A 16730-nucleotide genomic window follows, 5' to 3' on the forward strand; every position below is an offset into this window, starting at 1 on the left:
TCTAATGTCTAATACCCCGATTTGAAAGGAAAAAGAAATGTCGATTGCACCTACTTTGATTCTAGGACTGGGAGGAACCGGTTCTCAGATTGTAAAAAAAGTCTCGCAAAAGGTGCGAGAATCTGGTTCTAATCAATCGGAACGTATCGCATTTGTTGTCTTCGATACCGATGCCAACGACTTGGGGAAAATCAAGCAGGATCATCCGGAAATGTACACGGTGCAAACCTCTACCAATAGCCGGGTCGGCGATTATCTGGGAATCAATACTAATGCTCGAGATAAATGGTTCCCGATTAACGAACTGATGAATCGTAAATCTTTAACCGAGGGAGCTGCCCAGGTTAGAGCCATTTCTCGTTTAGCTTTCGAAACTACTTTGAAGAGCTCCCATCTTGATCAATTGCATAAGGCGATTGAAACTCTGTTCAGAATTGATAAAGACCAAGAAGAACAATCTCTGCGGGTTATTATTACCTCTTCGCTTGCTGGGGGTACTGGATCAGGACTGATTTTACCGGTGGCTCTCTATTTGGCTAGCTATCTAAATGCGAAATACCCGAAAGCTAAAGCAATTACCAGAGGCTTTTTTATTCAGCCTGATGTGTTCTATAAAGTGATTAAGGCATCCGAAGAACAACACAACTTGCAGGTAAATGCTTACGCAACGGTTCGGGAGTTAGATGCCTTTCTTATGAAAGGTGACCACACTTTACCTAGCCAGTATCGCAACCTAAAGTTTGAGTTCCCAAGGGTTGGTGCCGAGGGAGTTGAAGCAGTCGAGGCTATGCCTTATGATTTCTGTTTCTTATTTGATGCCAACAACAAGAGCGGAGGTAGTCTAGATTCTTTTGTCTCTTATTTAGACCACGCGGCAACCTGTATTTACACTTTGGCTATTGGGCCGATGTCAAAGAAATCAAATTCGCGGGAAGATAACGTTTTACGCGAAATTATAAAAAATAATGGACGTAACCGCTATGCAGGTGCAGGCGCTTCCCGTCTGGTCTATCCCTGGAAACACATTAGAGATGTAATCGGTAAGACCTGGGCACAGCAAGTGCTTTCTAAGCAATGGCTTAAATTTGATGAAGCCTATAAAGAAAGGCAAAAAGCTTTAGCTAAACAAAGAGAAAGTGGTCTAACTGCCCGAGATATTGACCGGGGGGCAGAGTTTATTAATACCATCGACAGTTTGGCGAAACAAAAAGATCCTTTCGCTAAGTCAGTTAAGAATCAAACCTTAGTCTTTTCCGAGGATGGGGTAACTAATCTTGGCAATCAGTGGGATGCCTATATAAATGCTTTGAACAGTTATATTTTCGCTCCCGATCCCAGTCGGATTTCTGATACCCGTGAAGATGATTTACGTTCAGCCATCATAGAGTTGCAAGAAAAAACTGATGGCGAAGAATACGCCATGGTCTTTAATGATCTGGAAAAGTTGAAAATCATTACTGAGAATGAGGCTGAAGAGCAAGCAGGTGTTATTGGTTATACCCTGTTCAAAGCAGATGAGGATGAAATCGTAGCCGGTAATTCTCTTCCTAATAGGCTTGAAAGCTATATGCTTGAACCGGTTAAAAAGAGTTTTATGCACCCGGTATCCTGTCGATATTTCCTCTATCAAGTTCTCAAAAAGCTTGAACTGTTGCAAAAGAAAACTAATCGTGAATTAGAAGGAGAAGAAGGGTTAATCAAATTCTTTGATGAATTTGAACGGAATAACTTTGACGATCCCTCTACCGATGACAAAGTTGAAACTGCCGCTGATTTTGCGATGCGTAAGAAGAGTATAGCTCAACGTATCACTCGCAAACCCAGCGCCGAACAGCAAGCAATCGCCACAGCGCTGTCCACTTATTTAAACAATATCGGTGAATACCGTAACGCTCTGATATTCCAAAGAGTTATCGCTGACGCAATGGAATACGTCAAAAGTGTAATTGATGCATTTGAAAAGCTATTTAACTCTCTAGAGAACAACCTTAAAAAACTGGAAGTAACTCTAGGTCAAGATATGGTTAAATACGATAATCTCACCGGCTCGACTACCCGATATGTCTACGCCAGTTCTAATTGCTTGCGCAGTATTATTAACAACACTCCCTATATGGGAGGGGTTAATTCGATAGATTCAGAGCTGTCCCTAAATATCTATAACTCGGTGCGACGCTATGCGATGTTAACCGATGACAAAGACGAGAATTACTTCAAAGATTTGTATAACAATGTGATGCTAGGGTATTTCTCCGATCAAGTAATGAAGAATCATAGCGAGATTATTAAACTTGATGTAATAGAGGCACTTGAACGCGAATATCGAGTGGAAACCCGCAGTTACGAAGCGGAAAATGTTCGACACTACGTGATTGAAGAAATCAATAAAGTTAAACGTTTAGCTTCTCCTTTCATTGAGCAGCCCCTGGGAGAAGAACGGCATCCGATTGAGGCTTGTGCCTATAACAAAGTCTTAGAGGGGGAAAATGATCCGAAACGCGAATCGCTGGTGCGGGAAATCTTAGGTGACTATGGCGGGGAAACCGACGGAGATATTAGTCCGCAAGAAATCCTGTTTTACAACGCAATCTATGGGATTCGTGCCTGTGATTTGTCGAAGTTTGCCCCGCCGCTAAATGACATCACAAGTCATCGTACCGCGGGAGAGTATTTTTCCGCTTACTATAATCTAATCTCGGAGATTAAACCGACCGTAGGGGAGACGAAAGTAATTACCCCGCATATTGATCGGCGTTGGCATTCGATATCTGAACTACCTGATTTAGATGAAAAGAATCAGGCGAAGCAACTTAGAGAAATTCATATCTCGCTCTTACTTGGGTTAGTGTTTGGCAGAATTCAATGGAGTCATGCCATTAACGGAACTAATCGGATATATCGCTATAAACCTGACGATGGCGGATTGCCGGAAGATTTTATTGTCTCAAATGGTACTCCTTGCGATAAGTTCTATGAGGTATTGGATGCTTTAACCAATAGCCCAGTGGCGGTTAAACAGATAATTTCCTATGTTGTAGGTAGGCGTGAGCGGCGTTCTCAACAGGAACAACAGGTTACTTTTGAGAGAACTTACTTAGGGGAATCCCTTAAAGAGGGAATCAACCTCCAGCAGCTATTCTCGACCTATCCCGAGGAATTCCCCTCTGGGAAAGCCTCTATCTTTGATGTGGTTGCTTATGTGTCGTTATCGACACCTACTGAAGAGTATATTGACGAGCTTGCCTATACTTTGTCCGACAATCTAGTTACCTATGTTAAAGACCGGATTGTCTTGCTCAGTTCTGAAGAAGAATCTCACCGAAATGTTAGTGATGTTCTATGTCAGCAGCTGGAAATGTTCGCTCAGAATATAGAGGGATACCTGGCGGTATCTGGTAGCTCATTTGCGAACAAACTGAACACGGTGCTACTGCCGGTGCTAAATCTTGCTGACAAGGGCGAATACGCGGAAGTTGAGAAAGCAGCTATGTATATAAGCAGGAAACTTGGCTAATGCCCGCAAGTGTAAGAGTGTTTTGATGGTGCTGGTCACCGTAGCGTAACCCTGGGTTTACTCGGTTAGAAACAACCTGCCCTGCTTACGGTGACTAGCACACAATACAAGTGAGGATTAGCCAGTGTTTACCGTTATTATCCTATCCGAGGCAGCTAAATCGATTTTTGATAATTCAAGAATCTATTTTTCACCTTATGAGGAAATGGGTGATATTGCCTTTTGTTCTTGGAATCAGTCTCCTAATGCTCGCACGCTGCGGGAAGTTCTACCGGATTTGCCAGCGATTATTAAAGGAAAAACTGCTTGGCGAGCAGTGGTAGTAGATCATCCTCGAAACACAAAATCTCAAGTGAGAAAAGCTCGCTATGATTTACCGGAGAATCGAAATAGAGAGAATCCTTTTGACTTTCTAGATAATACCCAGGTTGAGCTAAACCTAAAGCACTCTAACCATGCATTAGTTCGTCTTTCTCACGTTTTATTGGGTTACCCTTCTTTAAGTGCTAAGGGATTTATCCCGGTAATAACCTATTGTGATGCCGAAACTAATAAACGGGTTGAAAAGACCATTGATCAGGCGATTAATGATTTTTTGGAAGCCGGGGTGCTGACCGCTCAAGATCAAGAACGTCTAGAAGCGCTCACTGCCTCTCAGCGAAACGAGTATCTGTTCAAACAGGCCATATCCTGGATAGGGGCGCGTCACAGTGAAGTATCCCGTATCTATAAAAGACAAAACTATGATTCTGGTGAAGTAAAACGGCATAAAGATATTTCTCGGGTTTACCATATGGAAGAGTTGCGCCCGGCGGAAGTATATTTTATCGCGACTCGAGCTCCGATTACTCCGGAAGAAAATGTTGAATTAGGTCTAGTTTGGAAACAGTATGAAGAGCGAGACGCCTCACGTTTCGTTGAACGCAATGATTACCCTACTATGACTCGATTTGCGGTTTACGAAATGCTAGAGGAAAAGAACTCTGGATATGAACAGGACGAGTTGAGATTTTGGCTATCCGTTCTTTCTTTAGCGGTAAATCAAGTTCCGCCTAGCACTTTCCAAGCCGATCGTCTCTACCGCATTGGGGTTTCGATTAGTTCTCAAGATCTCTCCGAGATGCTTAATGCCCATATGTCTAAGCTTCGGGCGGCAGAGAAAGTGTTAGAGCGCCTTATTAAACGACCTTTGCCTGATTCCAAGGCGGATATGGATGAGATACTGGCTAGACAAAAGATTGACGTAGATTTCGAGCGGGTAGATAAAGAACAGCTAAGTGTTAGTAGGGCTGGATATGGTCTGTTTACCGATCGTCCAGTTTCTGAATATATCCGATGGAAACAAGATTTTTCCCAGCTTGCGGCAAAGGTTAGGCGTTTTTCTCGTAAGCCGGCACAACTGCTTGCCTACAGCACTTCGCAAGCTCGACAAGTCGCCACTGCTATCCCCACTTCGACCTTGATCTTAGATGACATTACCCGTGCAGATATTGAAGAGAGTTTGAACGAGCAGGTTAAGCCGCTTTTACTGCCAGCTACCACTAATGTTCTTGACAAAAAAGCCTTAAAAAAAGAGCTACGTAAGCATGAACTCAATGTTATCCATGAGATTCGCGAACGGATGACCATGCCGACGGCTCTGATCGCCTGGGTAGTTGCCCTGTCTGTTTGGGTAATATCTTTTGTCCCTTACTTAATAGCAGCTGCTACCAAAGGAAGCGCCAGCCTTAGGGGCGGTATCGTGATGACCTTAGTTGTTATTTTGGTTTTATCCTTATCGGGGCTAGTAGCTTTAATAGGAATGTGGCTCACCCTGCGTAATAAGATTGGTCAGCTGAATGATTTTCTGCATCAAAGCGCAATAGATGTCCAAAACGGAGCGAAAGCTTTTTCTGCGTATCTTTCTAGATATGTTACCTATAGACGAGGACGAGAACTATTAAGAGGCTCGCTGCGAGCAAAAGAGCATTTGAATGAAGATCGTGCTCGCTGGAATCGAATCCTTGAGCGGATAAAGGCGCGTCGTCGCGATGAAAGAGAAATCGTGCTGTCTGTCGGCGGTGATATCAGGATCGAGCGTTATTATGACGGGGTCTGCGAACGAGACTTTGAGTCTGAAGAGAGGGTACAAAAGCTTTACCGGTTCCAACCGGGAGATTCCTTCATGCCGTTTAATGATTCTGGAGAAATGGTAAAGGCTCCCTATGACTTTGTTTCCGGTTTTACTCTGCTTCGTTTGCCTCTTTACGAACCAGAATCTTCTCAAATCTTTGATGAAAAGGAAGACGATTACGTAAAACCGCAATCCAGCCAATCTGGGGGCTCTCCAGTGGTCGCTGATAATCAGAGAGGAGACCAATAGGAAAATGGATGGGTTAATTTCCGCTGTGTCCCTATTTGATGCTTGTAAATCTGCTATCGGATACTTAGGTTTCATACTTTTACCTTGGCTGGTCAATATTCCTAGAACGCGCCGACATCAACAAATATTTATGCCCGTGGTTGCATTTATTTACACAATTGTGGCATTAATAGTCCTCTATTTATTTAATAAAACCCTAGAGGAAGTGGTATTTGCCTGGCTTTTTAGTTATTTTCCCATCTTGAAGAACTATATTTCTATTTCTCTGTTTTTCTATATAGAAAATGCAGCCATAATCATAGTTTTTATGGTAATAAAACTTATGTATCGTCGCTTTGCTACCAATTTCTTTCAAGGGGATGATTTCTTCGGAATTAGTGTCGTAAAGCTTTTCTTTGACTATGATTCCATCTCTAATCGTTGGTATATTCAATCCCGATTCGGGAAAACGCGTTCATTTTATTGTGCGTTCTTCGTAGGATCTGTGCTGTGTACCTTGGGTATCATTGTCGCGATTAAAGCCTATCCCGAACTGCCTGCCTTTGGAGCAATTTGTTTCCCCCTATTTGGAACCATAGTGTTGGGGGAACTTTATTATGCCTTACATGGTTTAACCGATGATGAAGTTAAGGATTCTCTCTACGGGGAATCGGAAGAAAACAGACACGTTTCTAACTATTCTGCCCTACGGGCAATCTATCGCAAGCTTTTTCCCGAGCGGATTCTCGATGATGGTATTGAGCTGAGTAGCCCCGTAACTTCTGAGAGTTTTAATGCCATTTATAAATTAAGAAAATCTGATGATGAAACTGAACGAACCTACGGGGAGTATTTTGATCGTCTCAAGAAACAAGGCATTGACATAGATGAAAACCTCATGTTAGCGGGTTTGAATCTTCTGAAAGGAAAAAGCTGCCTCTTTTGTACGCCTTTTTATCATGATTTAACTTCCTACGTTTCTTTTTCATGCTACGTGCGCTTATTAGAAGGCGGAAAATGTCTGATAATTGTGGGGCGCGATGCTAATGCCAGCGATATTGCTAACTGGATTAACCAAGGTTTAGAGGATATATCTGGAATCCCGAATCTATGGTCAGTGGGGGTAATCGGAGAGATACCCGTGGATAATCTTGACGTAGGGGTATTACGGGCGGCTGATTTACACCGCTACCAAGTGCTGGCAGCCCATAATGAGTTTTTATCAAGGGTAGAAATAGTCTTATTAAGCGAACCTTCTAAGATAGTTGCTACTTCCCAACTGGGCTTAGGGGTGCTTGCTGCGCAAGTGTCTCAGAAACATACTCCAGTATTTGCGGCTTTTGACCGTAATGCTGATGGCTTGGTTGATACCCTCTCTCATGTTCTTAAAACCAATTTCACCTCGGTTATAGCCACTCAACCTAATCGAGGTAGCAGTTCAGATGTGGTTTGGGCTGGGCAAGGGGAACGCTTGATTTCGCGAATTATCCCGGGTGTGGTGCGCGATCTGGGTATGGGTACGGAACTTGCTGCCGTTGCGATGAAATATAACGTTGAAAAAATTGGTTGGGTAGGTGGGCAAAACTACCCGGTACTAGATATGAGTTGGATTGCCGGGCAGTATGCAGAACCGATAACGAGCTATGCAGAAATGCCTCATTCCCAGCAGGCTTTTCAAGATTCCTTTTTGCCGCTTCCTAACCCTCCAGCGCTCAAGCAAAAAAAGCACTCCTTCTTGATAGTAGAAGATGAAATAGCAAATGTGCATGAGTCATTACGCTTATATGGTTCACGTAGTACGTTTAACGGATTTGTAAACCTAATCAGTCAAGACTATTTACTGCGCGACTATATGGCTGATAACCGTAGGATGTTCCACGCAGATCGCAAGGCAATTCCGACAATAGTTTCAGACTATTCGCGTTCTACCCGTAGTACAGTGTTACGTCTTTTACTGGAGTTGGTTACTTTTTCAGTTCCTCTCGAGTCGATTGTAAAAGATTTAGAGTTATCCGGATGTATCGAAAAGAATCTTTCCTTAAAGCTAAATACTGAGAAAACTAAAGAGGACGATAGCGGTTTTGATGATATTGGTGAGCCTTTAGCGATTACTCGCTTACGGGAAATGATGTCCCGCTATTTCCAAGTAGCCGAAGATAGCATCATATTTGAGGTCACAAAAACTCCTAAGGAGGAAGCAGGAAAATTTCTTCTTTCCTACCGGCTTGCCGATATCACTGTTTTCTCTCACGTCCTTAACGGTTTACATACTTCTTATTTCGTGGTTGAGGATGAACGGTGCGAACAGAACTATATTTCCGCCTGTTTAAGTGGGCATGTAGCTCAGTGTGTTTTACCTGGTCAGTTCCTTACTTATGGGGGTAAGTATTATCAGGTGCAAGCCATTGAGGTGGGTAATGCCAGACAGGTGGTGTTAAGGCGGGCATCCGATCATGTGGAGGGCAGACCCGCCTACCGTCCGCTGCTAGACTTTACGATTTCTAATATTCGTCCTCAAGGGGCAAGCTATTCCCATCTCAGTGGCAGTCCTTTAAGGATTCAGCGGATGATAGTGGAGGTTAAAGCACTTACTAAAGGATATTTGGACTTGCCGAGCCGCTCAGATTTAACGCATATGCGCAGAGTGGATTTGCCCGATTTACCTACGCGTTCTTATGTGGATAAACAAGTTTTATGCCTTAAATGTCCGGGGGTTGATCCTAAAGTTAGAGCTAGTCTAGCGGTGTTACTAAATGAGCTTTTTGTTAGTATTTTCCCTGATTCTCACCAGTTTTTATGGGCGAGCACTGCCTATCCAGGTGACGAATTCGAGGGATTGTTGCCAGAGTTTACTCTTGCCCAGGCTTGGGCAGCTAGCTCGGTAGAGAACCCCTCTGAAAAGGAAAAAGAAACCGAAGAGGGGATTAGGTCTATATCTGAAGGAATCTACATTATCGAAGATAGTGATATTGATTTAGGTTTGCTGGAGGCTTTTGAACGTAACTGGGAGCGGTTCTTCAATATCCTTTCTGATTATCTATTGTGGCTAACTACTCCGGTTGAATCGGAAGGTACTGAAGTTAAACCTGAAGATGTAACCATTAGCTTCCCTGGTGAAAGCATGGAAGAAGTGCAGGCTCGACAAAAGCGCAAAGAGAAGGAATCACAAAGGGCGCTCGATAAAGAATTGCCATTCTGGAGGCGATTTAAAGAGTTTATTAAATACCTGTTGCGACGCAAACATATTAAGCTACCTACAGATCCGATTGAGGGGAAAGATAAACCGACCAAACTCACTTTGGGGCAGCGAATTAAACTATGGTTTAAGCGTTTATTTGGTAGAGGAAAGACCGGAGCGGACAACTCCCAAAATCCACTTTCCCCTGATTTTACTGAGGGCGATGATAGCGCGGTAGAGCCGGAAAATCTGCGTGAACCAGCAGATGAAGCGATGACGCCAGATGGAGATTCTGTGGATACCGGTGACCGAGCTGAGGAGCTAGCAGAAGATGAGGCGGCAACGATTGGGACTAGCCCCGGCGCTGAGGAAACTTCCGTCAAGGAGGGCGAGCCTAAGGTAAAACTCGTTCCCGATATGGAACCGGTGGTGATAAAGGTGGATGGCAAAACTAATAAAGCAGAGGTAGTGACCTCTGATTTAGAAAAACCTGATTCGTCCTCCGGTAAAGATAGTGAAGATTCTAGTGAACAGGTCGCTGAGGTATCGCCGGTAACCGAGGGGGAGAGCTCTGGTGATGATGATAGCACTGCTGGTAGTAAAGGTGGGGAGGTAGACACAGATGCGTAGCAGCTATTTAGACTATTCCGGTTCGCTCTCGGGACAGACCATAGATATTTCTGGTGTCGCGGATTTTCTGGGTTTAGCTGGTTTTAACGACTCTCCGTTTACTAGAACCAGATTGGGCGATCCGGTTAATGCCCCAAATATACAAATCGGGGAAGAGGGAACGAATTACTGTGATTTTTGTATGACTCCTTTAATGGGGGGAGATTTTGAGCGCCTGGCTGATGGTCGCGAGAGATGTATGCGCTGCTCCGAAACCGCCATCTCTACTCGCGACCAATTCGTTTCCCTATTCATGCGGGCTAAGAAACAGATGGAGTTGGTTTTCGAGATAGATATTGCAGTGGCTATGCAGGTCTCTATGGTAAATGCTCGGGAAATCGCCAAGGGTAGTGGGGAAACTTTTGAAGCAACTCCTGGGTTTGATGGTCGGACATTAGGCTATGCGGTAAAGTCGTCTGCCGGGTATTCGCTTCATGTTGAAAATGGGGCTCCTGCTTTGGCTTTGCTGGGTACTACTATTCATGAACTGACCCATATTTGGCAGTACATAAATTGGGATCGTGCCTCTATAGAGAGAGTCTACGGAAAAGATAAAACCTTGTGCGTTTATGAGGGGATGGCTACTTGGGCGCAGATTCAATATCTGTATTCCACTCATGCCACGGCTTATGCGCAACGCGAGGAGGCTTACACCGAAAAGCGGAGTGATGAATATGGCGTTGGTTTTCGGGCTTTTCGGGAAAAGTATTCTATGTGCCGTGATGGGGTTCTTAGGGGGAAGACTCCTTTTAAGCTAACCTGGCCGCTCTAAAATAGTTGGCAAAGAATCTGCTGGTGCTGAGCTTTTCAGCTATTAACTTGGCATTGCTGCCTATGGTGTCAGAGCAGTAGCTATTAACGCCTGGGACACTAAACCTGCACGAGTACGGGCAGTCCGTAGTTCGGACATTACCTAGCTATTTTTGTAAGTAAGGTAAAGCTAAGGTTAATGTTTTGTTGTCTCTAAGAGGAGGCTGCAGCCCAAATTCCCGTGCTGCCCACCCCACCACCAGCAACGGTGGCATGAACGAAAGGAATTGCAATAATGAAAATCAATAAAATGATTAGAGCGAGTCTACCTGGTCTCTGTTGGAGCTTGTTCTAACCCTGTGTCGCTCATGCTTCATCATCTGATACTGCATCAAACTTCATAGGGAAAAGCGAAAAGTCCTCATTGATGTTTGAGCTAGTAAACAAGACGCCTGGTATTAACTATAGTGACATGAAGTGTGCTATTGAAACTGTTACCTATCAACGTTTCTGAGTTTAAAAATGAAAAGCAGAATATGTCTAAGAGTGGCTATGGCGTTGATGGTATTATCCCTTGCAACCCCGCTTTTGAGCGCCTGTTCTAAAAATAGTTCAGATACCCAGGTTGATTTAGATAGTTACCAATGGGCTATTTTCACGAGTACCTATCGAAACACGGGAATTTTACCCAGCCCTAGCAGTGGATACGCAATCTTTGTTCGCGACGATGGTAGTTACGATTTAGTTTCGCATTCGGGAATGGATTCAGGAGAGATTTCCTGGACACAACAGGGCGTTCATTATGCTGATACTAACGGTGAGCACTGGATTACGAAACAGGGAACTACCTCAGTTAAGGGCAACCGGATTGACCTGATGGATGGTCTGGTGACGCTCAGTGACGGTTTGACGCGCGTTGGAGTCTACAATGGGGGGAGACGGGGCAAAAAATATCATGAAGAGGTTGTGGTATCCCGACCGGGTTCTAGCGTCCATCACAAGTTAGAAACAGTCGGTTTCTATCCAATGATTTCAGCCTGTGGTGATAATGTTTATACCGCCTATTCCAAGGCATCGGAAGTCAGTAATGGGCGTTTCATATTCGATCAGATTGTTGATAAAGGAGCAGTGAAACATCGGAATTTGAATACCCAAAGTATGCCTTCTTCCGAATTCTCTTTTTATGCTAATGACGCTCCCTGTGCTCAAAATCGAATCTATTTTATAGGATCGTTTACTATTTATGATGGGGCAAAGCCAACAGGAGATACCAAGCTAGCACCTCATATGGGTCGGTGCCCAGAGGGCGGAGAGGACGAATGTGCTCTTGCACTCGTGGTTGCTGACGCAAACACAGGGCGACTTAATTGGCTACCTGTCGTTAATGAAAATGGTTCCTCTGAAAAGTTTTCGTCCGAGAATGCCGTTGAAGTTGGGCTTGATGCGCACTCTCTGAACGAAAAGGGAAAACTAATATGGCTTAGCGGTTACGGCGTTCTTTATGAAACCAATGTGGAAAATGGGAAAACCACGGTTCTTAACGACGCATTACGCAATGACAATCAAAGTGAGAACTCCAAGATTATCTATCACTTTTCCTCCGATAAAAACACGGTTACCGTGCTGGTAGAAGATAGCCGTGATTCCTTCGCTGCGCCCCGTATTGTAGTTTTTGATAAAAGTTCAGGAAAAATTATTAAGAATGTCCAGATTAAAGGGTTGAAAGGAAAAATATCAGATTCGCAAGTGATAAGAGATATTGCGAGTAAACCCCAATAATAAACTTGCTATCGGTTGCTTAAATAGCTTAAGCAACCGATAGCGACTATTAAATACTGCTAAAAGCCATATTTTTAAGGTATCTTAGCGGCTAGTGTGAAAGATTTACCGAGAGTTCATACTGGTCTCCTCGATAAAGTCCATCGGTAATCTCTATCGGGTTATTTTTCATGTCACAACCCAGTATTTGCAGTTGGAAACAGCAAATATCCGATTTGATTTCTAAGGCGGCTCTTTCTGCAGCGTCAGCGTGACGGGTACGGACACTTAAAGACCTTAAGGAAGGTTTATTCTGGTACTGCTTATCTAAAATATCGTAAAGAGATTGTTCTAGATTATTACCCAGCAGTCCAGGGTAAAGGTGGGCAGGAAGAATTACTTGTTCGATGCCCACCGGAATGTTATCTCCTAGGCGAATGCGTTTAATGCAGTAAACAAAGGTTTCGGAGTCTATTTGCAGTTTTTCGCTTTCAGATTCACTTGGAGGACGCATCGCTGCTTCCAGCAGCTTAGATCCGGGAACTCTGCCTTGAGAGCGCATACATTCGCTAAAGGATTGGGAGGTAGCGCTCTTTAATACTCGCGGTTCCGTAACGAAAGTACCGCTGCCTCGAACAGAGCGTAGCCGTCCTCCCTTTTGTAGAAACTGTAAAGCTTGCCGTACGGTCATGGCGCTGACCTGGAATTGTGTTGCTAGCTCCCGTTCAGTGGGGAGACGGTCTCCTGGCTGCGCCTGGTCGATTAAATCGGAGAGTTTTTCGATGATAATCTCGTATTTTTTCATTTCTTTAGGTGAGGGGTAAGGGAATTAAATTGTGTCAGTTCGAGCCGGGACGCCGGGTAAGCGAGCGCCACCTCAAGCTAAAGCATTGACTAGCTCTCTTCGTAGGCTAACTCTTAAAACAGATTTTTGTGGCATTTTAATGAATATGGCAGATAACTGAGATACCTAGATTGCACTCAGTAAGCTGCAATCAACATTATTACTCTAGAGTTATTAACTAAACCTAGTGTTATGCTAGGCTGGTTTGGTCGCTGAGATTCAATGAGATGTACGGCAGTGATGGAGCTAGCCGATTTCGTTTAAATCCAGGGACATTACTTGAGGGGATAGTAAAATCTAAAAGAGGAGAAAACCATGAGTGCGTCCTATAAACCAATCGCACCAGCGAATAAGGTAACAAGTAAACGAGTAATTTGGGCAACTTTCGTGATTGCTCTCGGAGGGTTACTTTTCGGTTATGACAGCGGAGTCATCTCTGGTGCTCTACCCTCAATGACAAAAGATTTTGACCTGGACGCTATTCATTCAGGAATGGTGGTTAGCTCCCTGGTAGTAGGGGCAGCCATTGGGGCCCTTAGTGCCGGGAGAATATCTGATCGATTCGGCAGACGACCGGTATTAATTGCGGCATCAGCAATCTTCGTATTGGGGGCAATTATTGCGGCTTTTGCCCCCAATGTACCGATAATGATTGTGGCGCGGGTGATTCTCGGATTAGGGGTTGGTACTGCTTCCAATATCGTTCCGGTGTTTATCTCGGAACTAGCTCCCGCCCATATTCGCGGACGCTTAGTAGCCCTAAACCAGCTGATGATTGTCACCGGAATTATGCTTGCCTATATCGCGAACTATGCACTACACGGCGTAAGTCATGATTGGCGCTGGATGTTCGGGATTTCGATAGCTCCGGCGCTGCTATTTGGGATCGGTATCATCACTCTTTCGGAGTCGCCGCGTTGGCTGGCATTAGATGGCCAGGTCGATAAGGCACGGCAGGTTCTGCAAAGCGTTCGGGAAAGTCAAAATGTAGAGGACGAGCTAAGCGAAATTAAGGCTTCGATTGGTGGGGAACAGGGAAACGTAGGTTTTCGCGCCTTGGGGGAGCGCCGCTTGCGCCGAGTATTAATCGCCGGAATCGGCCTGCAGATTCTAGGACAACTAACCGGCGTGAACGCGGTGGTATTCTATGCCCCCACTATTTTTAAAGGAGCAGGTCTAGGCGATAGTAGCGCAATTCTAGCTACCGTAGGTATGGGGGCAATCAATATTGTTGCCACCTTTATCGGTATGGCGTTAGTAGACAAGATTGGGCGTACCCGGCTGCTGGCCAGTGGCTCTTTCCTAATGACCATCTTCCTAGCTGGGTTGGCGATTGATTTAGCTATAGGCGGTCAGGGAACTACCAGTGCAATTATTGGTTTAATTTGCGTATTTGGATATATCGCGGCAGTTGCCTCCACCTTGAACGTGGTAGTGTTCATTATTGCTTCCGAGCTTTACCCGCTGAGCGTTCGCGGTACCGCCATGAGTTTAACTATCGGCGTGAACTGGACTATGAGCTTTATCGTCTCCCTTACTTTCCTTAGCCTATTTGAAACCTTCGGTGGTCCGGGAACCTTCGGGGTTTATGCGCTAACCTCCGCTGTACTGGGGATTTTTGCGTTGAAAGTTATTCCGGAAACCAAAGGGAAAACCCTAGAAGAAATTGAACGCGACTACGCCAGCTAACGCGCAAAAAGTTAAGGTAAGTACTATGGAAAAGACAATTCCGGAAGGTCAAATGTTGGTCTATACCATGGCGGGAGCTACAGATAGTTCACTGATTATCGCTACCCACGGGGTTACCGATAATGCGTCCTCGCTAGCAAGCCTGCAAAAATACTGGTCAAACGATTACCGTGTAGCCTGTGTAGACGCACGTGGGCATGGGCTGTCGCCTCGTTTTAGCCGTGAAGCCTTGCTAGATCCGCTAGCTACCGAAGTCGCCGATATGATATGCACGATTGAGCACCTTAACGGCGGTGAACCCGCTATATTAATCGGGCACTCAATGGGGGCAGCGGTAATGAGCGCAGTAGCTTTCTGGCGACCAGATTTAGTTAAAGCGTTGATTTTGGAAGAACCTGCCTGGCTAACGCCAAAGCAGGCTGCCCAATACAAAGAAGGCGCAGCGGAACTGGTGAAACGAATTAAATGGATGCGAGCCGAAGTCTCCGCGGCATTAGCGGAAAACCGCAGAGACTATTCCAGCTGGTCGCTCGCGGAAGCTTGCGGCTGGTTACAGGGGAAACTGCAAGTCGATTTAGATTTTGTTGCCCTCGGGGAAGTTAGCCCGAGGCAGCCTTGGGAACAGATTGCCCGCTCGCTCACTATGCCGACTCTGCTCATTACCTCCGATGGTGAGGACGTGTTGATAGGACCGCAACGGCTAAAAGAAATCGAAAACCTGGGCAACCATAACTTAAAGACGGTGATTCTTCCGGGAACCCGTCACTGCGTACGCCGTGAAAAAGAAGCCGAGTTCTATGCGCTTTGTGACGATTTCTTGGCTAGTCTAGATTATTAGAGTTTCAATGGAGAAGAGAATAATGGATAGCAAGATACTTTTAGATTCCGAGATAGCCGCGGTTCTTGACACAGTTCCACCCCAAATGGCCTGGGATCCGCCGGCAATGCGGGCAGCGGGCGAAAAAATGCTCAGTGGCGAGATTGCGCTACCTGCCGGTATCACCCGGGAAATAGTGCAGGTGGAAAGCAAAGACGGTTACCAGGTTGAACTGCGAGTATTCCGTCCGGAAAACCGCGAACCGCAAGGGGTTATCTACAGTATTCACGGTGGGGGAATGATTGCGGGACAAGCTCGCTACGATGATGGCTGGAACGGACAGCTAGTGGCAGAAACTGGTCAGTGTGTTGTTAGCCCCAACTATCGCCTCGCCCCCGAGAACCCCTACCCTTTGCCATTACAGGACTGCGTAGCGGGCTGGCAATGGGTGAAAACAGAGTTTCCGGCGTTCCCGAGCGTAATTTATGGGGATAGCGCCGGGGGCAATCTAGCGGCAGCAGTAACCTTATTCAGTCGCGACCAGGGGATAGTACTTGCTGACCGTGTGTTTCTAATTGAGCCAGTTTTAGATGATCGGCTGGAAACAGTCTCGATGCAAGGAGGGCAAAACACCCCGGTATGGGATTTGCCCAACGCTAAAGCCAGTTGGAAAGCCTATCTAGGTGGGGAAAAAGCTGATATTTATGCGGCTCCCGGCAGAGCCAGCGACTTATCAGGGTGGCCGGAAACTTTCCTGGTAGCCAACCAATGCGATCCCTTGCGGGATGAAGATATTAGATTTGCGCAGACCTTAACGGAAAGTAACGTTCCAGTGCGCCTAACGCTGCTGCCCGGTAGCTGCCATGGAGTATTAGGGCTGCAAGGCCCGGCGATTGCCCAGCAGGCACGCGAACTGGTGATTAACGCGCTAAAATCAGCGGGGATTTAGCCCTAACAGCATTTCCTGCTTGTTTGGATTGCTTAATCATAGCTACCCTGAAAGGTCAGCTAGTTTTTCAACTAAGGATTAGTTCCTGAGTATTTCCTTTTGTTAAACTGAGAGCGCTCTTGAAACCAAGAGTGTACGTCCTCGACAGTAAAGACGCTGTCTTTGTACCAGCAGCCAGAAAGACACAAAGAAGTGAAGAAAGACTTAAGCTTGCCCCCTCG

Annotated in this window: 9 protein-coding genes; 8 read left to right on the forward strand and 1 reads right to left on the reverse strand. The window is 45.4% G+C overall.

Translation table 11 applies throughout. The annotated features are described in order from the left end of the window. The first annotated feature begins 37 nt into the window (after positions 1–37). From PG728_RS01445 to PG728_RS01465, 5 genes are all read left to right on the forward strand, one after another. Positions 38–3514, forward strand: coding sequence for a tubulin-like doman-containing protein (locus PG728_RS01445; protein WP_270625313.1), 3477 nt, complete (start codon positions 38–40; stop codon positions 3512–3514). Between the two features lie 124 nt (positions 3515–3638). Then, positions 3639–5876: a hypothetical protein gene (locus PG728_RS01450; RefSeq protein WP_072509875.1), complete on the forward strand. Its 2238-nt coding sequence runs from the start codon at positions 3639–3641 to the stop codon at positions 5874–5876. Positions 5877–5880: 4 nt separating this feature from the next. Beyond that, entirely contained in the window at positions 5881–9663 is a 3783-nt protein-coding gene (locus tag PG728_RS01455) for a hypothetical protein (protein ID WP_270625315.1), read from the forward strand. After that, positions 9656–10474 (forward strand): hypothetical protein, encoded by an 819-nt coding sequence (locus PG728_RS01460; protein ID WP_270625317.1) that lies wholly within the window; start codon positions 9656–9658, stop codon positions 10472–10474. The genes PG728_RS01455 and PG728_RS01460 overlap by 8 nt, the downstream gene beginning before the upstream one ends. A gap of 530 nt (positions 10475–11004) precedes the next feature. Beyond that, positions 11005–12231 (forward strand): hypothetical protein, encoded by a 1227-nt coding sequence (locus PG728_RS01465; protein WP_270625319.1) that lies wholly within the window; start codon positions 11005–11007, stop codon positions 12229–12231. Between the two features lie 91 nt (positions 12232–12322). Here the strand turns inward: PG728_RS01465 and PG728_RS01470 are convergent, their stop codons facing one another. After that, positions 12323–13015 (reverse strand): GntR family transcriptional regulator, encoded by a 693-nt coding sequence (locus PG728_RS01470; protein ID WP_270625321.1) that lies wholly within the window; start codon positions 13013–13015, stop codon positions 12323–12325. 354 nt (positions 13016–13369) lie between these two features. Here PG728_RS01470 and PG728_RS01475 point away from each other — a divergent pair, with 354 nt between their 5' ends. The 3 genes from PG728_RS01475 to PG728_RS01485 are packed head-to-tail and all read left to right on the forward strand — an operon-like array spanning position 13370 to position 16509. Next, positions 13370–14743: a sugar porter family MFS transporter gene (locus tag PG728_RS01475; RefSeq protein WP_270625324.1), complete on the forward strand. Its 1374-nt coding sequence runs from the start codon at positions 13370–13372 to the stop codon at positions 14741–14743. Between the two features lie 25 nt (positions 14744–14768). Beyond that, positions 14769–15581 carry an alpha/beta fold hydrolase gene (locus tag PG728_RS01480; RefSeq protein ID WP_270625325.1) on the forward strand — a complete coding sequence of 271 codons (813 nt, stop codon included), beginning with the start codon at positions 14769–14771 and terminating at the stop codon, positions 15579–15581. Between the two features lie 22 nt (positions 15582–15603). Continuing rightward, complete coding sequence (locus tag PG728_RS01485) at positions 15604–16509, forward strand: alpha/beta hydrolase (RefSeq protein WP_270625327.1); 906 nt, start codon at positions 15604–15606, stop codon at positions 16507–16509. Positions 16510–16730: the final 221 nt, after the last annotated feature.

This window comes from Varibaculum timonense (genome assembly GCF_027694345.1).
GTDB lineage: Bacteria > Actinomycetota > Actinomycetes > Actinomycetales > Actinomycetaceae > Varibaculum > Varibaculum timonense_A.